The 22,973-nt window shown below is 65.1% G+C and carries 21 protein-coding genes; 6 read left to right on the forward strand and 15 right to left on the reverse strand.

What is annotated here, in order from left to right; all coding sequences use genetic code 11:
* Nucleotide 1: 1 nt before the first annotated feature.
* The 4 genes from narJ to J1C49_RS12845 form a co-directional block, all read right to left on the reverse strand.
* Complete coding sequence (narJ, locus tag J1C49_RS12830; RefSeq protein WP_227446233.1) at nt 2–706, reverse strand: nitrate reductase molybdenum cofactor assembly chaperone; 705 nt, start codon at nt 704–706, stop codon at nt 2–4.
* The gene (gene narH, locus J1C49_RS12835) at nt 706–2,232 is read right to left on the reverse strand and encodes a nitrate reductase subunit beta (protein ID WP_050930785.1); all 1,527 of its coding nucleotides are present in this window, start codon (nt 2,230–2,232) and stop codon (nt 706–708) included. The genes narJ and narH overlap by 1 nt, the downstream gene beginning before the upstream one ends.
* Nucleotides 2,229–5,987 carry a nitrate reductase subunit alpha gene (locus J1C49_RS12840; RefSeq protein WP_227446291.1) on the reverse strand — a complete coding sequence of 1,253 codons (3,759 nt, stop codon included), beginning with the start codon at nt 5,985–5,987 and terminating at the stop codon, nt 2,229–2,231. Before J1C49_RS12840 ends, narH begins: the two co-directional genes overlap by 4 nt.
* A gap of 64 nt (nt 5,988–6,051) precedes the next feature.
* Nucleotides 6,052–8,775, reverse strand: a complete 2,724-nt coding sequence (locus J1C49_RS12845; RefSeq protein ID WP_227446234.1) for an MFS transporter — start codon at nt 8,773–8,775, stop codon at nt 6,052–6,054.
* 256 nt (nt 8,776–9,031) lie between these two features.
* On the opposite strand from J1C49_RS12845, the gene J1C49_RS12850 reads away from it, so the two are divergent.
* Nucleotides 9,032–9,730, forward strand: coding sequence for a cyclic nucleotide-binding domain-containing protein (locus J1C49_RS12850; protein ID WP_050930795.1), 699 nt, complete (start codon nt 9,032–9,034; stop codon nt 9,728–9,730).
* Nucleotides 9,731–9,741: 11 nt separating this feature from the next.
* Nucleotides 9,742–10,053 (forward strand): carboxymuconolactone decarboxylase family protein, encoded by a 312-nt coding sequence (locus J1C49_RS12855; RefSeq protein ID WP_050930797.1) that lies wholly within the window; start codon nt 9,742–9,744, stop codon nt 10,051–10,053.
* Nucleotides 10,054–10,056: 3 nt separating this feature from the next.
* Here J1C49_RS12855 and J1C49_RS12860 read toward each other — a convergent pair whose 3' ends face one another.
* The 8 genes from J1C49_RS12860 to J1C49_RS12895 are packed head-to-tail and all read right to left on the reverse strand — an operon-like array spanning nt 10,057 to nt 16,102.
* Nucleotides 10,057–10,722 (reverse strand): NnrU family protein, encoded by a 666-nt coding sequence (locus tag J1C49_RS12860; protein ID WP_227446235.1) that lies wholly within the window; start codon nt 10,720–10,722, stop codon nt 10,057–10,059.
* 11 nt (nt 10,723–10,733) lie between these two features.
* Entirely contained in the window at nt 10,734–11,939 is a 1,206-nt protein-coding gene (locus J1C49_RS12865) for an NnrS family protein (RefSeq protein WP_227446236.1), read from the reverse strand.
* 20 nt (nt 11,940–11,959) lie between these two features.
* Nucleotides 11,960–12,871, reverse strand: coding sequence for a U32 family peptidase (locus tag J1C49_RS12870; protein ID WP_227446237.1), 912 nt, complete (start codon nt 12,869–12,871; stop codon nt 11,960–11,962).
* Nucleotides 12,872–12,876: 5 nt separating this feature from the next.
* Nucleotides 12,877–13,875, reverse strand: a complete 999-nt coding sequence (locus J1C49_RS12875) for a peptidase U32 family protein (RefSeq protein ID WP_050930809.1) — start codon at nt 13,873–13,875, stop codon at nt 12,877–12,879.
* Nucleotides 13,872–14,399 carry an SCP2 domain-containing protein gene (locus J1C49_RS12880; RefSeq protein ID WP_137701859.1) on the reverse strand — a complete coding sequence of 176 codons (528 nt, stop codon included), beginning with the start codon at nt 14,397–14,399 and terminating at the stop codon, nt 13,872–13,874. Before J1C49_RS12880 ends, J1C49_RS12875 begins: the two co-directional genes overlap by 4 nt.
* A complete protein-coding gene (locus J1C49_RS12885; protein ID WP_227446238.1) occupies nt 14,396–15,082 on the reverse strand; it encodes a 5-formyltetrahydrofolate cyclo-ligase in 687 nt (228 codons plus the stop codon). Before J1C49_RS12885 ends, J1C49_RS12880 begins: the two co-directional genes overlap by 4 nt.
* A complete protein-coding gene (locus J1C49_RS12890) occupies nt 15,079–15,651 on the reverse strand; it encodes a DUF2478 domain-containing protein (protein WP_370639412.1) in 573 nt (190 codons plus the stop codon). Before J1C49_RS12890 ends, J1C49_RS12885 begins: the two co-directional genes overlap by 4 nt.
* The gene (locus tag J1C49_RS12895; protein WP_227446240.1) at nt 15,620–16,102 is read right to left on the reverse strand and encodes a hemerythrin domain-containing protein; all 483 of its coding nucleotides are present in this window, start codon (nt 16,100–16,102) and stop codon (nt 15,620–15,622) included. The genes J1C49_RS12890 and J1C49_RS12895 overlap by 32 nt, the downstream gene beginning before the upstream one ends.
* Nucleotides 16,103–16,220: 118 nt before the next feature.
* Between J1C49_RS12895 and J1C49_RS12900 the strand changes: the two genes are divergently transcribed.
* On the forward strand, nt 16,221–16,634 hold the full coding sequence (locus tag J1C49_RS12900) for an Rrf2 family transcriptional regulator (RefSeq protein ID WP_050930825.1): 414 nt from the start codon (nt 16,221–16,223) through the stop codon (nt 16,632–16,634).
* Here the strand turns inward: J1C49_RS12900 and J1C49_RS12905 are convergent.
* Together J1C49_RS12905 and J1C49_RS12910 are read right to left on the reverse strand one after the other, a co-directional pair.
* Complete coding sequence (locus J1C49_RS12905; RefSeq protein WP_227446241.1) at nt 16,613–16,990, reverse strand: hypothetical protein; 378 nt, start codon at nt 16,988–16,990, stop codon at nt 16,613–16,615. The genes J1C49_RS12900 and J1C49_RS12905 overlap by 22 nt on opposite strands.
* The gene (locus J1C49_RS12910; protein WP_227446242.1) at nt 16,983–17,555 is read right to left on the reverse strand and encodes a TetR/AcrR family transcriptional regulator; all 573 of its coding nucleotides are present in this window, start codon (nt 17,553–17,555) and stop codon (nt 16,983–16,985) included. The genes J1C49_RS12905 and J1C49_RS12910 overlap by 8 nt, the downstream gene beginning before the upstream one ends.
* 138 nt (nt 17,556–17,693) lie before the next feature.
* Here J1C49_RS12910 and J1C49_RS12915 point away from each other — a divergent pair, with 138 nt between their 5' ends.
* The 3 genes from J1C49_RS12915 to J1C49_RS12925 are packed head-to-tail and all read left to right on the forward strand — an operon-like array spanning nt 17,694 to nt 22,592.
* Nucleotides 17,694–18,191, forward strand: a complete 498-nt coding sequence (locus tag J1C49_RS12915; protein ID WP_227446243.1) for a cytochrome b — start codon at nt 17,694–17,696, stop codon at nt 18,189–18,191.
* A 4-nt stretch (nt 18,192–18,195) separates the two neighbouring features.
* Nucleotides 18,196–19,494, forward strand: a complete 1,299-nt coding sequence (locus J1C49_RS12920; RefSeq protein WP_227446244.1) for an efflux RND transporter periplasmic adaptor subunit — start codon at nt 18,196–18,198, stop codon at nt 19,492–19,494.
* Nucleotides 19,491–22,592, forward strand: a complete 3,102-nt coding sequence (locus tag J1C49_RS12925) for an efflux RND transporter permease subunit (RefSeq protein WP_227446245.1) — start codon at nt 19,491–19,493, stop codon at nt 22,590–22,592. The genes J1C49_RS12920 and J1C49_RS12925 overlap by 4 nt, the downstream gene beginning before the upstream one ends.
* A gap of 147 nt (nt 22,593–22,739) precedes the next feature.
* On the opposite strand, the gene J1C49_RS12930 is transcribed toward J1C49_RS12925, so the two are convergent.
* Nucleotides 22,740–22,973, reverse strand: coding sequence for a DUF2274 domain-containing protein (locus J1C49_RS12930; protein WP_227446246.1), 234 nt, complete (start codon nt 22,971–22,973; stop codon nt 22,740–22,742).

Consider the following 22,973-nt stretch of genomic DNA (forward strand, 5'->3'; position numbering starts at 1 on the left):
GTCATGCACTCCTATTCAATTGTTGCGGGGTCGGTTTGTCCATCGCCGCGAGCATGTCGCGGACCTGCGGACAACCGGCGTTCGGATCGGGGCCGAAGGTGACTTCCGTTTCCTCCCAGACAGCGTCGAGCGCCGCGAGGTCGGTCGGATCATCATCGGGCTGGGCCAGCATGTCGGCCACCGCTTCGGCGTCGGCCTTGTCACCTGACAGCTGCAAAAGAGCGGCGAACGCGGCGGCATATCCGCTGTCGCGCCGGACGAGCCGGGCCGCGAGAGCATCGAGGATATGCGCCGCGTCCGCCAAGGTTTCCTGCACTTCTGCGAAGGGACGCGTCGACAGGAATTCCAGCAGCACCGGCAGGTGATCCGGCAATTCCGTTGTGGCGGGCTCGAACCCGCCTGCCCGGTAGGTCTCGATCAGACTGACCATTGCACCGCCACGGTCCCGGCTTTCGCCATGAACGTGCTCGAAGAGATTGAGCGATAGCGTCCGCGACCGGTCGAAGAGCATCACGTAGCTCTCCTGCAGATCGTAGAGGTCGGAGTCTGCGAAGCCATCGGTCAACGAGCGCAGCGCAGCGCGTGTATCGGTGGCGATGCGGGGATCGGAACCAAGAATTGTCCCGATCTCGGGCATCGCCTCCTGAAGTTCCCGCGAGGGATAGCTCAGGATCAGCGACAGGGCTTTCAGGGAACGGTCCAGCATCAGAAGGTCTCCTGCGGAAGGGCGAATTTCTTTTTCTTGCCGCCAAAGAGCGTCGTCTTGCCCGCCTCGCCGGTGGAACAGCCGTTGCCGTCGGTGAAGCCGCAGCCGCCGCGGATGTCGGCGCCATGCTCGTTCTGTTCGCGGTGCGCCGTGGGGATCGCGAAACGATCCTCGTAATCGGCGATGGCCATGATCTTGTACATGTCCTCGATCACCCGACCGGACATGCCGACCCGTGCGGCGATCGCCTCGTCCCGCACGCCGTCAACGCTGAGGGCCCGCATGTAGAGCCGCATCGCCGACATGCGTTCGAGGGCGTGAACGATGGGCTCCTCGTCGCCCGCCGTCAGCATGTTGGCGAGGTATTTGACGGGGATGCGCAGGGATCGGACGTCGGGCATCTGGTCGCTCATCGCGATCTGGCCCGCCTGAGCGGCGTTCTGGATCGGGCTGAGCGGCGGGATGTACCACACCATCGGCAGCGTCCGGTATTCCGGGTGCAGCGGGAAGGCGACCTTCCAATCCATCGCCATCTTCCAGACCGGGCTGACCTTCGCCGCCTCGATCCAGTCCTCGGGCACGCCGTCGCGGCGCGCCGCGGCGATCACCTCGGGGTCGTTCGGGTCGAGGAAGACGTCGAGCTGCGCGCCGTAGAGATCGGTCTCGCGCTCGGCGCTGGCCGCAGCTTCGATCTTGTCTGCGTCATAAAGGATCACGCCCAGATAGCGAATGCGCCCGACGCAGGTTTCCGAGCAGACCGTCGGCTGGCCGCTTTCGATCCGCGGATAGCAGAAGGTGCATTTCTCGGATTTGCCGGTGTCCCAGTTGTAATAGACCTTCTTGTAGGGGCAGCCCGAGACGCACATCCGCCAGCCGCGGCACTTCTCCTGGTCGATCAGAACGATGCCGTCCTCCTCGCGCTTGTAGATCGCGCCCGAGGGACAGGAGGCGGAACAGGTGGGGTTAAGGCAGTGCTCGCACAGGCGCGGCAGATACATCATGAAGGTGTTTTCATACTCTCCATAAATGTCCTTCTGCACCTGATCGAAGTTGTAGTCCTGAGACCGCTTCGAGAATTCGCCGCCGAGGATCTCCTCCCAGTTCGGACCCTTCTCGATCTTCTCCATCCGCTCGCCGGTGATCTTCGAGCGGGGGCGCGCGGTCGGGAACGCGGTCATGTCGGGCGCCGATTTCAGGTGGTCGTAGTCGAAATCGAACGGCTCGTAGTAGTCGTCGATCTCGGGCATGGCCGGGTTGGCGAAGATGTTCGCCAGGATGCGCCATTTGCTGCCCTGCTTGGGATGCAATTTGCCCGAAGCCGAGCGTACCCAGCCGCCGTTCCAGCGTTTCTGGTTTTCCCAGTCCGTCGGATAGCCGGTGCCGGGCTTGGTCTCGACGTTGTTGAACCACGCGTATTCGACACCTTCGCGCGTCGTCCACACATTCTTGCAGGTGACCGAGCAGGTGTGACACCCGATGCATTTGTCGAGGTTCAGGACCTTTCCGATTTGTGCACGAACTCTCATTCCGCTGCCTCCACGTTCTGGGTTGCGGACCGGCTTGCGGGTTTGTCGAGCCAGTCGATCTTCTTCATTTTCCGCACGATCACGAACTCGTCGCGGTTGCTGCCCACGGTGCCGTAGTAGTTGAAGCCGTAGGACAGCTGCGCGTAGCCGCCGATCATGTGCGTGGGTTTCAGGGTGGCGCGGGTCACCGAGTTGTGGATGCCGCCGCGATTGCCGGTCTTTTCCGAACCGGGCGTGTTCACGATCTTTTCCTGCGCGTGATACATGAATAGCGTCCCCTGCTTGATCCGCTGGGACACCACCACCCGCGCGGTCAGAGCGCCGTTCGTGTTGTAGGCCTCGACCCAGTCGTTATCGACCAGCCCAGCCTTCTTCGCGTCTACCTCGGACATCCAGACCACCGGGCCGCCCCTGTTCAGCGTCAGCATCAGCAGGTTGTCGGTGTAGGTGCTGTGGATGCCCCATTTCTGGTGGGGCGTGATGAAGTTCAGCACCACGTGCGGGCTGCCCTCGGCCGCGTCGTTGTTGACGGCCACTGTGATGGTCTTGAGGTCCACCGGCGGGCGATAGCTGACGAAACCCTCACCGAAGGCGCGCATCCATTCGTGATCCTGATAGAGTTGCTGGCGGCCCGTCAGGGTGCGCCACGGGATGAGTTCGTGGACGTTGGTGTAGCCAGCGTTGTAGCAGACCTCCTCGCTCTCGATGCCTGACCATGTGGGCGACGAGATGATCTTGCGCGGTTGCGCGGCGATGTCGCGGAAGCGGATCTTGGTGTGATGGGCGCCCTCCGCGAGGTGGGCATGGTGCTGCCCCGTGGGCTTCTCAAGTTCTTCCCAGGCCTTCACGGCCACTTCGCCGTTGGTTTCCGGGGCGAGCATCAGGATCATCTCGGCCGCGTCGATGGCGGTTTCGAGTTTCGGCTGGCCTTTGGACACGCCCTCATCCAGCACGACCCCGTTCAGGTCGCGCAGGTGCTTGACTTCGGTCTTGGTGTCCCAGTTGATCCCCTTGCCGCCGTTGCCGAGTTTCTCGAGCAGCGGCCCGACCGAGGTGAACTTCTTGTAGAGGTTTGGATAATCCCGCTCGACCGCGATGTAGTTCGGCGCGGTCTTGCCCGGGATCAGGTCGCATTCGCCCTTCTTCCAGTCCTTCACTTGCGCCTGCGCCAGTTCGGCGGCGGTATCGTGCAGGAGAGGAAGCTGGACGATGTCGGTTTCCACGCCCAGCACCTCGGGCGCCACTTCGGAGAATTTCCGGGCGATCGACTTGAAGATCTCCCAGTCAGACTTCGACTCGTAGGCCGGGTCCACCGCCGCCTGCAGCGGGTGGATGAAGGGGTGCATGTCCGAGGTGTTGAGGTCGTCCTTTTCGTACCAGGAAGCCGTCGGTAGAACGATGTCGGAGTACACCGCCGTCGTGGACATCCGGAAGTCGATGCAGACCAGCAGGTCAAGCTTGCCCTTCGGCGCCTCGTCATGCCAGCGGGCCTCCTTCGGCATCACGCCGCCTTCCTCGCCCAGATCCTTGCCCATGACGCCGTGATCGGTGCCCAGAAGGTGCTTGAGGAAGTATTCGTGCCCCTTGCCGGACGACCCCAGAAGGTTTGACCGCCAGACAAACAGGTTGCGCGGCCAGTTTTCCGGGGCGTCCGGATCCTGGCAGGACATTTCCAGATCGCCGGATTTCAGCTGTTCGGCGACGTAGTCCTTGATCTCCTTCCCGGCCTTCTTTGCGGCTTTCGAGACTTCCAGAGGATTGGTCTTGAGCTGTGGGGCAGACGGCAGCCAGCCCATGCGCTCGGCCCGGATGTTATAGTCGATCAGGCTGATGTCCCAATCGCCCTCGGGTGCGGTCGGCGACAGGATCTCGCCGGCGCGCAATGTCTCATAGCGCCATTGGTCGGTATGCGCGTACCAGCACGAGGTGGAGTTCATGTGCCGCGGCGGGCGGTTCCAGTCGAGCGCGAAGGCCAAAGGCTGCCAGCCCGTCTGCGGGCGCAGCTTCTCCTGACCAACGTAATGCGACCAGCCGCCGCCTTCCTGCCCAATGCAGCCGCACATCACCAGCATGTTGATGATGCCGCGGTAGTTCATGTCCATGTGGTACCAGTGGTTCAGACCGGCCCCGAGGATGACCATGGACTTGCCATGGGTCTTTTCGGCGTTGCCGGCGAATTCCCGCGCAACCGCGATGATCTTCTCGCGCTCCACGCCGGTGATCTTTTCGGCCCAGGCCGGGGTGTAGGGGCTGTCGTCATTGAAGTCCTTGGACACCCACTCACCGCCAAGGCCCCGGTCGAGACCGTAATTGGCGCAGAAGAGGTCGAATACGGTGGCGACCAGCACCTCCTTGCCATCGGCGAGCGCGATACGCCGGGCGGGAATGTTCCGGGTCAGCACCTCGGGGTGATCGCATTTGACGAAATCGCCGGTGGCAGCACCCCCGAAATAGGGGAAGTCGACCCCAACCACCTCGTCGTGATCCTCGTCAAGGATCTGGCTGAGGCGCAGTTTGGTTTCCGCGCCTTTCGCCTGCTCCTCGAGGTTCCACTTGCCCTCTTCGCCCCAACGGAACCCTATGGATCCATTGGGCGCCACGATCTTGCCCGATGCCTCGTCGTAGGCGACCGTCTTCCAGTCGGGGTTGTTCGACTCGCCCAGGTTCCCGTCGAAATCGTCGGCGCGCAGCATCCGGCCCGGCACCAGGTGGCCGTCCTTCTCATCGAGCCGCACCAGCATCGGCATGTCGGTATACTTGCGGGCATACTCCTCGAAATACTCGGCCTGCCGGTCGAGGTGGAATTCGCGCAGGATCACATGGCCCATGGCCATCGCCAGCGCCGCGTCGGTGCCCGCCTGCGGGTTCAGCCAGATGTCGCCGAACTTGGCGGCTTCCGAATAGTCGGGGCTGACCACGGCCGACTTGGTGCCGCGATAGCGCACTTCGGTGTAGAAATGGGCGTCGGGCGTGCGGGTCTGCGGCACGTTCGAGCCCCAGAGCATCAGGAATCCCGCGTTGTACCAGTCGGCCGATTCCGGCACGTCGGTCTGTTCGCCCCAGGTCTGGGGGGAAGCCGGCGGCAAGTCGCAGTACCAGTCGTAGAACGACATGCAGGTGCCGCCCAGAAGCGACAGGTAGCGTGAGCCCGCGGCGTAGCTGACCATCGACATGGCCGGGATCGGCGAGAAACCGAAGACGCGGTCGGGCCCGTAGGTCTTGGCCGTGTAGGCGTTGGCGGCGGCGATGATCTCGGTAGCTTCGTCCCAGCTTGCCCGCACGAAGCCGCCCTTGCCGCGGGTCTTGTTGATCCCGTTGCGCAGGGCAGGATCGCCCTGGATCGCGGCCCAGGCGGCCACCGGCGTCATCGTCTCGCGCATCTTGCGCCAGGCCCGCATCAGGGCGCTCCGGATGAGCGGGTTCTTCACCCGGTTCGCGGAATAGAGATACCAGCTGTAGGACGCTCCCCGCGCGCAGCCGCGCGGTTCGTGGTTGGGCAGGCCCGCGCGGGTGCGCGGATAGTCGGTCTGCTGGGTTTCCCAGGTGACGATGCCGGACTTGACGTAGATCTTCCACGAACACGACCCGGTGCAGTTCACCCCATGCGTCGAGCGGACGATCTTGTCGTGCCGCCAGCGGTTCCGGTAGGTGTCCTCCCAGTCGCGGTTCTCACGGGTGGTCTGGCCCCAACCGTCGGAGAATTGCTCCAGTTCCTTGCTCTGGAAGAAGTTCAGTTTGTCGAGCAGATGGCTCATTGGGCTGTCCTTTCGGGTGTCTGAGTCCGGGCGGCGTGCTCCGCCGCCCGGGAAATCAATTGGGTCATTCAGCGGGCTGGGCTGCGGTGCCCTGCGGCGTGCGGCCATGTTCGATGTCGTGGAGAAGGCCGCCGGGGCGCGTGTAGACCACCCAGGTGATGACGACGCAGATCACGTAGAAGATCAGGAAACCCCACAGCGCCCCAACGGCAGACCCGGTCATCGCGATTGATGTCCCGTAGGCCTTGGGGATGAAGAAGGCGCCGTAAGCCGCGATGGCCGAGGTGAAGGCCACGATCGCGCCGGACTCCATCGCGATCTGACGCTTGCGCTCTTCAGCACCCAAGTGCGGCATCAGGCGCGGAATTTCGCGACCCATGATCACCGGGATCATCTGGAAGGTCGACGCATTGCCGACACCGGTCAGGAAGAAGAGCGCCATGAAGCAGGCGAAGAAGCCGACGAAGGAGCCCAATCCAAGGAAGCTGATCACACCGAAGGTGGCGACGATCATCAGGGCGAAAGTCCAGAAGGTCACGCGACCGCCCCCAAACTTGTCCGAGATCCAGCCGGTGGCAGCGCGGCTCAGCGCCCCCACGAGCGGCCCAAGGAACACGTAGTTGAGTGCGTTCACCTCGGGAAAGGCGAGGCGCGTCAGCAGAGGGAAACCCGCCGAGTAGCCGATGAAGCTGCCGAAGGTGCCGGTGTAGAGGATGCACATCAACCAGTTCTGCTTGCGTCCGAAGATCACCGCCTGGTCGGCAAAGCTGGCGCGTGCATCTGCGATGTCGTTCATGCCCAACCAGGCCGCTATGGTCGCTGCGAGGATGAAGGGCACCCAGACGAAGCCTGCGTTCTGCATCCACAGCTGACCGCCGTCGGACATGGTCTGCGGTTGCCCGCCAAGTGCCCCGAAGACACCCGCCGTGATGACGATGGGCACAAGGAACTGCATGACCGACACGCCGAGGTTCCCCAGCCCCGCGTTCAGCGCCAATGCGTTGCCCTTTTCGGCCTTCGGGAAGAAATAGCCGATATTGGCCATCGACGAGGCGAAGTTGCCGCCGCCAAAGCCGCACAGAAGAGCAAGGACGAGGAAGATCAGGTAAGGCGTCTCGGGGTTCTGCACAGCGTATCCGATGCCCATGGCAGGCAGCAGCAGGGAGGCGGTCGACAGCGTCGTCCACAGCCGCCCGCCGAAGATCGGGACCATGAAGCTGTAGAAGATCCGCAGCGTCGCGCCCGACAGGCCCGGCAAAGCCGCCAGCCAGAACAACTGGCCTGGGGTGAAGTCGAACCCGATGGCGGGCAAACGAGCCACGACCACCGACCACACCATCCAGACCGAGAAGGCCAGCAGAAGCGCCGGGATCGAGATCCACAGGTTGCGGCGTGCAACGGCACGGCCCTTTGCGGCCCAGAATTGCTGGTCCTCCGGCCGCCAATCCTCCAGCACGCGCGGCATGGCGGTGCGTTCGGGGTGGTGAATGTCCTGCATCTCGGGCAGCTGCGGCAGTTGGTCGAGCACTTCGCCATGCGCGGCGCGCTCCATCGCGCGGATCGACAGATGCATCCAGGTCAGTGCGATGGCGACCAGTCCGAAGAGCAGCGCAAAGCATGACGTGTAGATGCCCGTGAGATCGAGGAGTGCGCCGAAGGCGATCGGCAGAACGAAACCACCAAGGCCCCCGATCATGCCGACAAGTCCGCCGACGGCACCCACATGTTTGGGGTAGTAGACCGGGATGTGCTTGAAGACCGCCGCCTTGCCGAGGCTCATGAAGAAGCCCAGAGCGAAGAGCGTGACGATGAAGGGCCAAAGACCCATTTGCGTCGAGAAGGCGATGGCGCCGTCCTTGCCCTGGACGACGTAGTCCGTGGGCGGGTAGCTCAGCATGAACAGGAACAGCAGCGAAAAGCCGAAGGTCCAGTACATGACCCGGCGCGCGCCGAACTTGTCGCTGAGATGGCCGCCGTATGCGCGAAAGAGCGAAGCCGACAGACTGAACGACGCCGCCGCCATGCCCGCGAAGCGCACGTCGATTCCGTAGACGTCGATCAGGTAGTGCGGCATCCACAGCGCCAGCGCGACGAAGGCACCAAAGACGAAGAAGTAGTAGAGCGAAAAGCGCCAGACCTGCAGGTTCTTCAGCGGTGCGAATTGCTGCGCCAGCGACGGTGCCTTCGCCCCTGTCTTGCGCCGCTCGACCAGCTCGGGATCGTCCTTTGCCAGCAGGAAGAACAGTACGCCGATGATGGCGAGCCCCGCGGCCCAGACATAGGCCACACCGTGCCAGCCATAGGCGACCATGACGAAGGGAGCGACGAACTTGGTGACCGCGGCGCCGACGTTGCCCGCACCGAAAATACCCAGCGCGGTCCCCTGGTGGCCTGCGTCATACCAGCGGCTGACATAGGCGACGCCGATGATGAACGACCCGCCCGCGAGGCCGATGCCGAGGGCCGCGATCAGATACATGATGTAGCTGTCGGCCAGCGTCAGCGCCCATGTGGCCAGCGCCGTCAGGATCATCTGGCTCGAGAACACCAGCCGCCCGCCGTACTTCTCAGTCCAGACGCCCAGGAACAGGCGGGTGACCGATCCGGTCAGGATCGGGGTGGCGACCAGCAGGCCGAACTGGGTGTCGTTCAGGCCAAGCTCGGCCTTGATGGCTACACCGATGATGGAAAAGATCGTCCAGACCGCGAAACAGGCGGTGAAGGCGATCGTGCTCAGGCTCAAGGCGCGCGTCTGATCGGCGCGTGAGGCTGTTGCAACGGTCTGCATGGCGGGTCTCCGGCAAAAAGGGTCTTTCACCCCTGCGTGGGGATCAGTGCCAGACCTGACGCCACAGCGACGCTCATGACTTGATCTAGATCACAAAACTGAGAAAATGCTAACGAAATAAATGGCTTACAGAAATATGTCATCCGATGAGCGGGCGCAGATCAAGGCTGCGGTCGCGAAGGTCAACCGACGGGTTGACATATATCAATTGATTTGGTGACAATTGTTAAGCGCGCAAAGTCCAAGGGGGACCGACATGCCCGATTCCGAATACCGGGATATTCGAAAACTCGATCTCTTTGCGCAGATGGCGGATGATAATTTCACATCCTTGATGCGGGGCGCCTATGTGCAGAATTTCCCTGCACAGATCGAATTGATCACTGAAGGAGAACCGAGCGATTTTCTTCATATCGTCGTTTCGGGCTCGGTCGATCTGTTTTCGACTTGGAATGGCCGAGAGACCAGCATGGCGACCGTCCGCCCGATCTCGACCTTCATTCTTGCCGCGACCATCAAGGATGCGCCCTACCTGATGTCGGCCCGCACGTTGGAGAAAAGCCGGATCGCGCTGATCCCCAGTCAGGACGTGCGCGCGATCTTCGACGCCGACAGCAACTTTGCCCGTGCGATCGTCACGGAACTGGCGCAGTGCTATCGCTCGGTCATCAAGGCGCAAAAGGATCTGAAACTCAGAACCTCGCTCGAGCGGCTCGCGAACTACCTACTGAGGCAACAAAGGCACGCGGGAGGTGGGGCTGCGTTCGAGCTGGACTTCGAGAAGCGGCGCCTGGCCTCTGTGCTGGGCATGACTCCTGAAAATCTCAGCCGCGCCTTCAAGGGCCTGCAGCCCTATGGCGTTTCCGTGACCGGCACGCGCATCTCCATCGACAATCAGGCGGACCTTGAGCGCTTTGCGAAACCAAATCCACTGATTGATGACTTTTCAACCTGAGGGACTGACAGATGACCAAATCCATGCCCGGCGCCGCCGGAGATCTCGCCGAGGAACACCCTGATGTCTGGAAGGCCTATGCTGCCTTGGGCAAGGCAACGGCCAATTGCGGCCCCCTGACAGACCGCGAGAAGCGCCTCGTCAAGCTCGCCCTCGCGATTGGCGCGGGCTCCGAAGGCGCGGTCCATTCCCACACCCGGCGCGCCAGATCGGAGGGGATTGAGGCTGAGGCGATCATGCAGGTCGCGATGCTGGCCATCGGCCCGCTCGGCCTGCCCCGGGCTGTCGCCGCGAAGACCTGGATCGAAGACATCAAGGATTGACCTTCAAGGAAGCGGGCTGACCCCAAAAAGAAACGGATGAGCCCAGAGCAGCGCCCCGTAAAGCGCAATGCCTGCCGCAAGCCGCAGGAGAGTGCCCCCCGACGGGGACGCCGAGAGGAGCGGCGCCTCCGCCACGCGCTCAAGCTTCCGTTGCCACTCTGGCCCCATCTCGCGGCGTTTGCGCCGGTCGATCAGTCGGTCTCCCAGCAGCGCGAAAGCGGCGAAGGTGCCGAACAGGATCACGTGGGCCAGATCTCCGTTGGGCACGACATGGGCCGCCGCCCAAAGCGCCAACGCCAGAAGCAGCGGATGACGCGACAAGCGAACGATGCCGGGCCGTGCCGGGTCGAACTGGTCATTGCGTGCTCCCCCGAACGAGAAAGGGTTGGGCCGGCCGATGGAGAGCGCAAGGATCAGGCAGACCGGCCCCATGACCGTCAAAGGGACATGGATCTGCCATGGCGCCCAGTCCCAAAGGGCCACATGCGGGGCGCGGCCTGCCGCCGCGATCAGCCAGGCCAGCACCGCGAGCGACAGGGCGGAATAGACCAGCGTGAAACCGACAGGGCCAAGCCGCCTCTGAAGCCAGGGTCGCAGCGGCGGTCGCACGGGCAACGAATGCGACAGGAAGAACACGACATAGGCGAGGGCGAACTCGAACCATCCCATGGATGCGCGTCTCAGATCCGCTTGGCGGCGGGCAGACGTAGCAATAGCCCGCCGTAGATGACCGCAAAGCTGCCGAAGGCAAGTGTCCAGAATAGCCCTGCCAAAGTGTTCAAGGGGCTGGAAAATTCGGGCCATACGCCGCCCGCGACCCGCGCGAATACGGACAGGATCAGGGCCAGAAAGATCATGACGGTCCCTGCTCCCGCCCGCAGGTCCTGCCCGGTATGACCAAGCGTGGCGCGTGTCATCACGGCCAGTGTCATCAAGCCGATTGCACCCGCCATCCAGAAATGCTGCGCGCCCGCTATTCCGAAGGACCCGGGAGCCAAGATTTCTGCGGCCAATGCCAGGGCCCCCAACGGCACGAAGGCATAGCCTGCGTGCAACACAGTCACCAGCGGCTCGGCAAAGGTGTGGTGTCCGGCCCAACGGACCAATCGCAGGGCGTGCAACACGGCTGCCAGCGCAAGCGCGAATCCAGTCAGCGTCCCGAGAGGCAGTGCTACCCACAGCACAAGCGCCACCAGAAGAGCCGCGAGCGCCCCCTTATCGAAGGGCTGCATCGGCGCTGCGGGCAGTACGGCGCTGCGCCGTTTCACCAGCCAGTTACGGGTGAAGGACGGCACTATTCGGCCGCCGATGACCGCGATCATCATCACGCCCGCGCCCAGGCCTAGTCGCAGGCCGTAACCTTGCGCGGCATACTCGCCTCGCGCGGCCTCCCAGTGAAACAGCGCGTTACCGAGGGCAAAGACCGCGAGCATCCCCAGCACGATCAGATTGCGCCAGTTCCGACCCGCCACGATTTCGCGCCCAATCACCGTGGCCAGTACGACCGGGAAGGCAAGGTCGACCGCCGCCACCAGCAGCCCCGGCAACCCCGCCGAAAAGATCACAGCCACGCGCCCCACGAGCCACAGCGCCGCCAGTCCGCCCAGCGGCCAGCCGACGATTGGCAGGCGCCCCGTCCAGTTTGGCACCGCAGTCAGGAGAAAGCCCGCGACGACGGCGCCGAGATAACCGTAGAGGAACTCGTGCGCGTGCCATGACACGGGGTCGAAGGCTGTGGGCAACATCAGGTGCCCTGACAGCATCGGCACCCAAAGCGCCATCGCCAGCACGGTCCAGACCGCCGCGCCGAAAAAGAACGGGCGGAACCCGTAGGTCAGGATCGCGGGTCCGGTCCAGGCGCGCATCTGTTCGGCGGTCGAGGTCATTTGTGGCGTCCCTTGCGCGCTCAGGCCGGCGCGGCGGCGGCAATGCGGCGGTAGCCCGCCGTGCCATGATAGAAACCGTTGCTCAGGCCCGCATGCCCGCTCAGCGTCGCAAGGCGAGCATCAGCCTCGCCTGTCGGCACGCGCCCATCGAGCGCATCACGAAACACCTGCGCCACCGCGACCATGTCCACCGCCTGTGGCATCAGCCGCAGGTGCGTGACGCCATCGGCAATCAGACGGGCCGCTTCGGGGAGCAGGTCGACATAGCTTTCCGACAGGGTCTGGATGCCGTTCACCCGCATGATCGGCCGGTCGTCGCGGGTGCGGAGCGGCATGCCGTCGGGGTCTTCTTCACAGACGAACTGGCAGTTGTCCTTGGTGCGGCCGTGCGCGCGGGCGTGATAGCACCGCGCTGACACAGCCAGAGACGCGCGGCCGTAAACCTGCACCTCGACACCCAGGCCCAACGCAACTGCGGCCTGCGCCGCGGCTGCAATGGCCGGGGCCGGCATCTCGGCCGGTAGGCAGACATGGGTCGCGCCCTGCCCGGCCATCCAGGCTATCGTCGCGTCGTTGTAGGCGTTCATGAAGGGGCCGATCCGATGCGGACGCTTACCGCGCGCGTAAAGCCCTGCGGCGTTGTTCACCTCGATCTCGGGCGTGTCCATCGCGGCCAGATCCTCGGTTGCCTTGCGCTCGCGTTTCAGCATCACCTCGGCCAGCGTTGACAGGATCACGGTCTTGCCTGCGCGCTCCAACCGCTCGATCGTGGCCGGCAGGTCTGCCTCGTGGAAGGGCGCGCGCTTGGAGCAAATCACCTCGCCCAGATAAACCTCGTCGACGGGCGCCTCATCCGCGATGCGGGCGTAGTAGTCACGCCGTGCATCCGCGGACCAGTGGTAGGCGATCGGGCCGAGCGTCAGTTTCGTCATGGTATTCACCGCCATTTCTTTGTCTCGAAGGCGCCCTGGGTCTGCTTCTGCCCCTCGGTCAGGGCGATCAGGTCGGCGATGTTTGCCTCGCGTCCGGCCTTGATGTCATCCACCGCTGCGCGGAACGCACGCACAACGCCGCGGACATAGCTCTTCGAGCGCTGACGCCCTTCGATCTTGAAAGCATGCACGCCCGCCTCGATTAATTCGGGCAGGAGCCGCGACAGATTCAGGCTGATCGGTTCCTCGAAGGCGTAGTAGCCCTCGGGGCGATGGGGCGCGGCGTAGCGGCCCTTGCAGATCGTGGGATAGCCGGCCTTCTCATCGACTCCGAACCGGTCGATGGTGAAACCCGCGAGCTGCGAGGACATCGACCCGTCAGCGTCGCGTACATATTCCACATCTGAGGCGGGCGAGCACACCCCGTCCATGTTCGTGGATTGACCCGTCAGGTAATTGGTCAGGCTGCACCGCCCTTCCACCATCAGCCCGTGATTGCCGAAGATAAAGGTCTCGATCTCGCAGGGAATTTCGCGGCGGAGCTGGCGGATCTCGGGGATCGTGAGGATGCGCGGCAGGACCACACGCTTTACACCGAAGTTCTCGCAATAGTAGCGGATCGCCTCGGGCGATGAGGCCGCGGCCTGTACCGACAGGTGCAGCCGGATGCCCGGATACGTCCGGGCGATGTAGTCGGCCACGCCCATGTCGGCCACGATGAAGGCATCAACGCCCAAGCGCGCGCCGGTGTCCGCCGCATGTCGCCAGAGATCGACCTTGCCCGCAGGCGGATAGGTATTCAGCGCCAGCAGCACCTTGGTGCCGCGCGCATGGGCATAAGTCACCGCCTCGGCCAGTTCATCGGGGGTGAAGTTCAGCCCCGGGAAGTTCCGCGCATTGGTCGCATCCTGGAAGCCGCAATAAACGGCATCGGCGCCCGCGTCGACGGCAGTGCGCAGCGCGGCGGGGGTGCCTGCGGGGCAGATCAGTTCGGCAAGGCTCATGCGTATTCCTGCGGTTTGGTGGCATCCGGATAGGCCCGCCGCAACCGTGCGAGAACCGCCCGTCCGGGAGCTCCGAACATCGCCGACGCCTCCTCGGCCAGCGAGCCGTCCATGTCGTCGAGCGCATTCCTAAGACGAACGACGGCCTCGGTGTCCCCGCTGACTTCCAGATCGCGCGAGAAGAAGGCCGCGTCGCCGTCCTGCTCGGCGTCGATCAGTTCCAGAAGCAGCAGGAACCGCCCGCGGATCGTGGCCCCGGCCTGCGGCGCCGTATCGCGCGGCACGGCGCGGAAGACGAGCGCCTGCGGGTCGGGGCGCAGATGCAGCGCAAAGGGCAGTTCCACGGGGTCGATCAGGAAGTCGGTCGCCTGGTGCGGACCGAGCCGCGCGAAGAGAGACGGGTGCCGCGTCGCGACCCGACGGACAACGCGCGTCAGAACCGGTTGCAGCACAAGGCAGGCAAGCCGTGCGATCGCGCCCTCGCCGGGCCGCAACCGGGCAGTTGGTTCGCTCGTCGGGATCATGATGGGTCCTTTCGCTCCCCCGGTACGCCCGTCTCGGTCACGATCCTGTCGAGGGGAATGTCATGGGGCTGCGGGTAGATTGTGGTCAGTCGGGCTGCCGCCAGCGCGATGCCGATGGTGACGGGCCGCGGCGAGAGCGCGGCCAGTGTCCGGTCGTAATAGCCGCCGCCCCAGCCGAGCCGATAACAGCCTGCATCCCAGCCGAGGCAGGGCGCAAGCGCGATATCGGGCGTCAGGACCTCCGCCTCGGGCGGCGGAACGGGGATGTTCCAATGGCCGCGCAGCATGCGCATGCCCGGCATCCATCGTCGGAACACGAACGGCGCTGCGGGGGTCTCCACCACCGGCAGCGCGATACAGACGCCCGCCGCGTGAAGATCGGACAGGATCGGGCGCAGATCCGGTTCTCCTCGGATCGGCCAGTAGCCGGCGAGCACGGTCTCCCGGAGGGTCACGCGCGCGGCGAGGACCGTTTCGAGATGACCGCAGATGGAACTGCTCACCTGCGCCCGTCCTGTCTGGCCCAACCCCTCCCTCAGGCTGGCCAGCCTTGCCCGCTCGGCTCGACGCCAGCGCGCCACGTCGTGCGCCTGCTGCACATCCGTGCCAAGCGGATCGAAATAGGTCGGGTCCACCTCCGCCGCCATGCAGGGGGGCGAGGCATAGGCTCCCTGTCCGCTCATGGAGACGCGCCCTCCTCGGCCACGGTTCCGACGGTGGCGTTGCACCAGTCCGTGACGGCAGCCTCGGTCGGTGTGAGGATCGTCGCCATGCCATCGGCATAGCGGTCGAACGCGGCCCTGTGGGTTTCGGAGAGGCCAGTCAGGACAGGAACGCCGCGGGCAAGCGCCTCGGAGATCAGCGCGCGGAAACCGCGCCCCTCTGCCTCGCTCAGGCCAAACTTGTTGAGGATCACGAGGTCTGCCCGGCCGGCCCGAAGCCGCGACATCGCCAACCCGACGGCCTCCTCGAAGGCGCCCGCATCCATCCGGCAGGCGGTGGCGCCGGGTCCGAGATCCTGCGTGATGCGCCAGCGCGGCCCGTTGGGCAGAAGCCAGAGATCGCAGTCGCACGATCCCGATCCGGCATCGGGCGAGGCCGCGCGCAACGCACCCACCAGCCGGACGCCGTCCCGCGTTAGCCGGTCAGCCACCGCGTCCATAAGACGATCCGTCCCGCCGCGTCCCTCGACTGTCACTCCCGCAAGCCGCATCTTCGCCTCAAGCCGACTCGAAGCGCGGGAACAGCACATCGTTCTCCAGCGCGATATGGGCGGCAAGGTCGTCGAACAGCGCCGCCAGGCCGCCATAGAGCGAGCGCCAGGAGCCGCAGGCGTGCTCGGGCGGCGTCAGATCGCAGGTGAGCCGCCGGATCAGCGCGATGTTTTCGGCGTGATCGTCGTGGTCGGCGCGCATCACCGCGATGGGGTGTTCGATGCCCGGCCCGCCGCCCGCGCGCATGGCCGGAAACAAAATCATCTCCTCCTTCATCATGTGATCCTCCATCTCCCCGGCGAGCGTCCGGATGGCGGCGGCCAGCCCCTTGGGTGCCTCGGGATCGTCCGCGTGCACCCGCTCGACCCGGTCGGCCAGCGGTATGAGCGAGGCGAGATCCTCCCGGTGCATCTCGTGATAGCGCGTCAGGATATGGTCGATCAGGGCGCCGGTGTCCTGCGGCACGTCCGTTTCGGGGAGGTCTTTCATCGCGGGTCCTTTCCCTCGCGCGTCGCCCGGTCCTTGCGTGGGTCGCGGCGAATTGGTATTTGAGATACGCATACCTCTCGTGAATGCGCACTTCAACTACCAAATCAGGAGCGCGACCTTGCGCCTCACCTCTTTCACCGATTACGGCCTGCGCGTTCTGATGCGGATGGCGGGCGCACCCGACCGGGCCTTCACCACGTCGGAACTCGCCGATGAATTCCGCATCTCCCGCAACCATCTTGCCAAGGTGATCACGGCGCTTGCCGCCGCAGGTCTTCTGGAAACCCGGCGCGGCGGTGGGGGCGGCGCCATGCTGGCCCGCGCGCCGGAGGACATCCGCCTGGGCGATGTGGTGGCGGCCCTCGAAGCAGATCAGGCTCTGGTGGAGTGCTTCGCCGCAGGCACCAACAGCTGCACCTTGACCCCGCAATGCCGGTTGAAAGCGCGGCTGGCTCATGCAGAGGCGGCATTTGTTGCCGATCTGAACCGCAGCACCCTGGCCGATTGCGTTTACCGACCGGAAAACGCCTGACGCGCCGCCCACGCAATCCAGCCCCAGACCGCGCTGCGCAGGGCCATGGCGTAAACGGTACGCATCTCGAAGGCTCCACCTTGGGCGACATGCAGGCCGAAGGCCGCGAAAACCAGCAGCGTTGCAGCGACGATCACGAACGATAGGGGCCAGGCCCATCGCCGCCCCTGCCACAGGCCGAGACCCGCGACGACATAGGCGAGCCCGGCCAGCGTGTTGAACCACAGCACAAAGGGTACGACTGCCCCCATGTCGGCTGATCCGAGCAATGTTCGGCCACCAGAGAAAATGGTCAGCACGCCAAAGGCAATCGCAACACCGCCCGCTATGCGGAGCGTCAGACTGGTTCTAGGCATCGCAAGCGCCCTCCTTCGCGCGTAGAAGTTCCATCTGCACGTCAAACAGCCGGAACCCCTCAGGCACGAGCGCAAAGCCCCGGGCGCCGAGCGTCCAGCGGATGGCGACACCCTGCACCAGCGACGTCAGCAGGATGGCGACATCCTCTGGGCTGACGTCGCGCTTCAGATCGCCCGCCGCCTGAAGTTCCCGGATCACGGCAACAAGGCGGCCCTCAAAAGCGCTCAGAAGCCCCCGGAACACCTCGCGCAGGGCTGGATTGTCCACCTGCAACTCGCGCGAGAACAGGATCGACGGCAGGGCAGGCGTTTCAGCAATGGCCGTCAGTTGCGCACCGATCAGCGCTTTCAGGCGCGCCTGCGGCCCGGTGGCCCCTGCCTCGGCCGCAGCCCAGTAACTCTGCAACCGGTCAGCGATTTCCTCGGCCACCGCCAGCCAGAGCGCGCCCTTGGTGGGGAAATGCCGGAAGATCGCAGGCTGACTGAGGCCGATGGCACGCGCGACATCTGTGGTGCTCAGCCGGTCGGGTCCGATCTCGTCGGCCAGTCGCAGAACCTCGGCCACGATTTGCGCCTTTCTCTCTTCAGCACTTTGACGGCCCGACATGTGTCACCTCTTGTTAGTTATAACTTACTAACATATACTGTTGACAACCGCAACCTCTATCCCGAGTCGCGCACCCTGACCGAAAGGACCCCCGTCATGCCTGCCAAAACCGCCCCCACCGGCTATTCCCGCCTTCAGATCGCGCTGCATTGGCTCGTCTTCGCACTGATCGCGCAGCAGTACCTTTTCAAGGACGCGATGTCGGCCGCATGGGACCGCATCACTGATGGGCTGGAGGCTGGGTTCGAACCGCTCGTGCTGGCCCATGTGGCGGGCGGCGCGCTGGTGATGATCTTCGCGCTGTGGCGGTTGACCCTGCACGCCCGGCGCGGCGTGCCCCCGGCGATCGAGGCCAGCAAGGTGCAGGGCATTCTCGCGAAGCTCACCCATGTCGGGCTTTACGCGCTGATGATCCTGATGCCACTCAGCGGGTCTGTCGCGTGGTTCGGCGGGGCCGAGGCCGCGGCGCAGGGGCACAATGTGTTGAAGATTGTCCTGCTGGCGCTGGTTGCGCTGCATGTGATTGGCGCGCTCTACCACCAGTTCATCCTGCGCGACGGCACGCTGGCGCGGATGCGCCGGGCGCAGGGCTGAACCCATGCGCCTCGCCCCGCTCCTGGCGCTGCCACCCATCGCGCTCGGCATTGCCGCGGCGGCCTGGATGATCGCGTCTGCCCCCGGCCCCGCGCAGGTCGGGGGCGACGCGCCGGCGCTACCCGTTCGGGTGATCACGGTCGCGGCGCAGGATATTCGGCCCGCCGCAACCGCTTGGGGCAACCTGCGCGCGGCCGAGACCTGGGTCGCCGTGGCCGAGGTGCAGGGCGAGGTGATCTGGCGCCATCCGGACCTTGAGCCGGGTCGCCTGATCCCGGCGGGGACGGAAGTGCTGAGGATCGACCCCGCCGACTACGAGCTGGCGCTGGCGCAATCGCAGGCCGACCTCGCGGTGCTGGAGGCCGAGCGCGCGCAGCTTACGGCAGAGGCGGACAACACGCGGCGCATCCTTTCGCTGGAACAGAACCGGCTGGCCCTGGCCGAGACCGATCTGGAACGCACGCGCACACTCGTCGCGCAAGGCGCTGTTCCGCAATCGCGCGCCGACGAGGCCGAGCGCGCAACCCTTCTGGCCCGCCGCACGGTGGCGGAACTGGAGAACACGCTCGCCCTGATCCCGTCTCGCCAAGCGCGGATCGCGGCGCAGGTTGCACGCAGCGAGGCCGCCATCGACCAGGCGCGCCGCTCGCTCGACCGCACGACCCTGACGACGCCGTTTGACCTGCGCGTGACCGAGGTGAATGCTGAGCTGTTTCAGACCGTCGCCCCCGGTCAGGTGGTGATCCGTGCTGACGGGATTGCGGCGGCCGAGGTCGTGGCGCATTTGCCGATAGACAGCTTTCGACGGCTATTGGGAGATACACCGGAGGGCATCACCCTTGGCGACATGATGCGCGACATGCCCGCCACGCAGATCGAGGTGACGCTCAGCCCTATGGCGGACCCGAGGCAGATCTGGAGCGCCCGTGTTGTCGGGATCGAGGGCGCGCTGGATGCCCGTGCGCGCACCGTGCCGGTCGTGGTCAGGGTTGACGACCCCTATGAGGGCGCGGACCCGCCCCGCCGCTTGCCGCTGGTGCCCAACATGCAGGTGCAGCTTTCCTTTTCGGGCGCTTCCATGACAGGCCTCATCGCGATCCCCGAGGCGGCGTTGCATGGCGACATGGTGCGTATCCTTGGCCCCGATGGCTTGCTGGAATTGCGCCCCGTCACCGCAGCCTTCGAGCAGGATGGCCGCGTCGTTATCGCCGCTGGCCTGTTGCCGGGCGAACGCGTGGTGATCGACGAAATCGCGCCGGCCATTCCCGGCATGACCCTGACCCCGGTCGAGGTCGAGCCATGATACGCTGGTTCACCGGCCACCCGACGGCGGGCAACCTGCTGCTTCTTTTGTTCCTTGCAGCGGGCATCTTTGCCGCGCCGGGCCTGTTGCGCGAAACCTTCCCCGATTTCCGCGCCGTCGAGGCCGAGGTCACCGTGCCCTACCGGGGCGCTGCAGCCGAGGATGTAGAGGCCGCGATCTGCGCGCCGCTCTGGGACGGAGTGCAGGGTGTCGAGGGGCTGGAAACCTTCACGTGCACGGCCCAGACTGGCCGCGCGCGGGCCGTGGCAACCATGGCGCCCGGTAACGATGCGCTGCGCTTCGTCAATTCGCTGCGCACCGAGGTGTCGGCCATCGACACCTTCCCCGACCGCGCCGATCCTGCCGTGGTGCGCGAATTGCACCGCTCGGATCCTGTCACATCGGTCGCCATCTCGGGCGATCTGCCGCTGGGCGAACTGGATCTTTACGCCGACGCCCTGTCGGACCGCTTTACCGCCTTGCCGGGCGTTGCCAGCGTGATGCGCGGGGGCCTCGGCACCCGGACACTTTTAGTAACCGCATCACGCCCTGTACTCGACAGCCACGGGCTGACGCCTGCCGCCTTGGCCGCCGCCATCGCCGCGCAGAACATCGACCTGCCCGCAGGCACGCTGGAGGGACCGGGCGCGGACCTGACCCTTCGCTTCACTGCTGAACGCGACACGGCCACGGCGCTGGCCACGATCCCGCTGCTGGTCCTGCCCAATGGCGCAACCCTGACGCTGGGCGATGTGGCGGAGATCGAGGAACGGTTCGAACCGCCGCAGGACCGGGCTTTTGTCGACGGGGTGCCTGCCATCGTGCTCGACGTATCAAAGGCGCTGGATGCCGACGCGCTTCGGGTGCTGGACGGCGTTGCCGCGCTGGTGGCCGAGGAAACTGCCCGCCTGCCGGACACGATCTCCGTTGAAGTGGTGCAGGACGTGACATCGATCATCCGCGACCGTCTGGTGATGTTGGTGCAGAACGGCGTGATCGGGCTGGTTCTCGTCGTCGTGGTGATGAGCCTGTTCTTTCGCCCCGGCTTCGCGATCTGGGCCGCGATGGGCCTGCCTGTGGCCTTTGCAGGCGCGTTCCTCTGGATGGCGCTGACCGGGCTCAGCCTGAACATGATGACACTAGTGGCGCTGTTGATGGCGATCGGTATCGTGATGGACGATTCCATCGTGATCGCGGATTCCATCGCGGTGCATGCCGCCAAGGGCGCGACGGTCGAAACCGTCGCGGCGGGCGTCGCAGCCGTGGCGCCCGGCGTGATCTCTTCCTTTCTAACGACGCTGGCCGTTTTCCTGCCCCTCGCCTTCCTGGCGGGCGAGTTGGGCGCCGTGCTGGAAGTTCTGCCGGTGGTCCTGCTGGCCGCACTCGCCGCGTCGCTGATCGAGGCCTTCCTGATCCTGCCCCACCACCTGAAAGGGGGCATGAAGGACACTGCCCCCTCCCGCTTCCGCGCCCGCTTCGACGCAGGCTTCGATGCCCTGCGCGAGCGTGGCGTGGGCCGTCTGGCCGATGCCGCGATCAGGGGCCGTTGGCTGGTCGCGGGGCTGGCCATCGGGGCCTTGATCCTGACCGTCGGCGCGCTGGGCGGCGGCGTGGTCAAGCGCGAGGCAATGCCCGAGATCGACGGCGACGTGCTCGAGGCGCGGCTGATGCTACCCGCAGGCACACCGCTGGCGCGCACGGGCCAAGCCGTCGCGCAGGTCGAGGCGGCGCTCGACCGCGTGAACGCCCGCCTCACCCCCGATCAGCCCCAGGCACAACCGCTGGTGATCCGCCGCCTCACCCGGCTGGGCCGCAACCGGTCGGCGGGCGAGACCGGTGCCCATGTCGCCACCGTCGCGGTGGACCTGCTCGGCGCCGAGACACGCAGCAGCACGTTGGACGAAATCATCACGCTTTGGCGCGAAGAGATCGGGCCACTGCCCGGGGTGTCCTCGTTGATCCTGACCGAGCCGGGGATCGGCCCGCAGGGCATCGCGGTCGAACTGCGCCTGAGCCACCCCGACCTCGCCACGCTGGAGGCAGCGGGCCGCGCCACTTTGGCGGAGCTTGAAACCTATACCGGTGTGCGCAACGCGATCCTCGACCTGCGCCTCGGCGCACCCGAATTACGGCTGAATCTGTCACCCGGCGCCGAGGCCTTGGGGCTGACCGCCACAGATGTGGCTGGCCAGCTTCGCGCGGCCTTTCTCGGCACGCAGCTTGCGGAAATTCGGCGCGGCGATCTGGCCTGGGATATCGAGCTGCGGCTTGCCGATGAGGACCGCGCCAACCGCGCTGACCTGAACCTTTTCGAAATCGCGCTGCCCGGTGGCCGCACCGTGCCGCTGTCGAGCATCGCCACCATCGAGGAGGCGCGCGGCTGGGACACCATCTCGCGGCGCAACGGGCTGCGCACGCTGACCGTCGCGGCCGATGTGGACGGCCGCATCGGCAATGCCGACGCGATCACCGCGCGGCTGGCCGAGGGCTTCCTGCCCGGTCTGGTGGCCACCACCCCCGGCCTTGGCTTTGACATCGGCGGGCAGGCCGCGAATTCGACGGAAACCGTCGCCTCGATCCTGCGCGGGTTCCTGATCGGGCTGGTGGGCATCTACCTCGTGCTCAGTTTCCAGTTCCGCAGCTATGTGGAGCCGCTGATCGTGATGATCACCATCCCGCTGGCATTTTTGGGCGTCATCTGGGGCCATGTGCTGATGGGCTACAACATCTCGATGCCGTCACTGGTGGGGGCGGCTTCGCTTGCGGGGATCGTCGTGAACAACGCAATCCTGCTGGTCGGTGTCATCAACGCCCGTCGCGCCAAGGGACTGTCGGCCGCGCTGGCCGCAGGAGAGGCCGTGCGCGCCCGCTTCCGCCCGATCTTCGTGTCGGTCTCGACCACGATCATGGGCATGGCACCGCTGCTGCTGGAATCCTCCACCCAGGCCCAGACGCTCAAGCCCCTCGTAATTTCCGTGGTGTTCGGCCTTCTCGCCGCAACCGTGCTTATACTGGTCGTGCTACCTGCATTCTACTCAGCGCTCGAGGATATCCGGCCACGCAAACAGACCTACGCCGTGGGCCCAATTGGTCAATGACCCTTCACGCTTTCTCAAGAGACGGCTTTGCGCGTCTGCTATTCAATCCTCCGCGCCCCAGAGCATACGCAGACAAAACCAGTCAACGCACACCCACGCGATTTCCAATACTGGATCAGGTGATCAAGGCGATCCGTACTTCGCATACTATGGACCATGGGACACCTCGCTTCGACGTGCTTTTGCAAAGCCGCGATCCGTTGCGATGAACCGCTCCAGCATGGGAACCACCAGCTTTTTCGGTTCGATTGGTCCCTGCCCTGCCTCCCGGCCAAGTATTTCACCATAGGCGATCAGGTCGCGATGCAGTTCCGCGGGCAGGTCCACGGTTAGCTTCACCGGCTTGTCGTCCGGGATCGGACCGAGTTTCAGCTTGGTCAT

Source organism: Cognatishimia sp. F0-27 (assembly GCF_020667845.1).
Classification (GTDB): Bacteria; Pseudomonadota; Alphaproteobacteria; order Rhodobacterales; family Rhodobacteraceae; genus JAFMPQ01.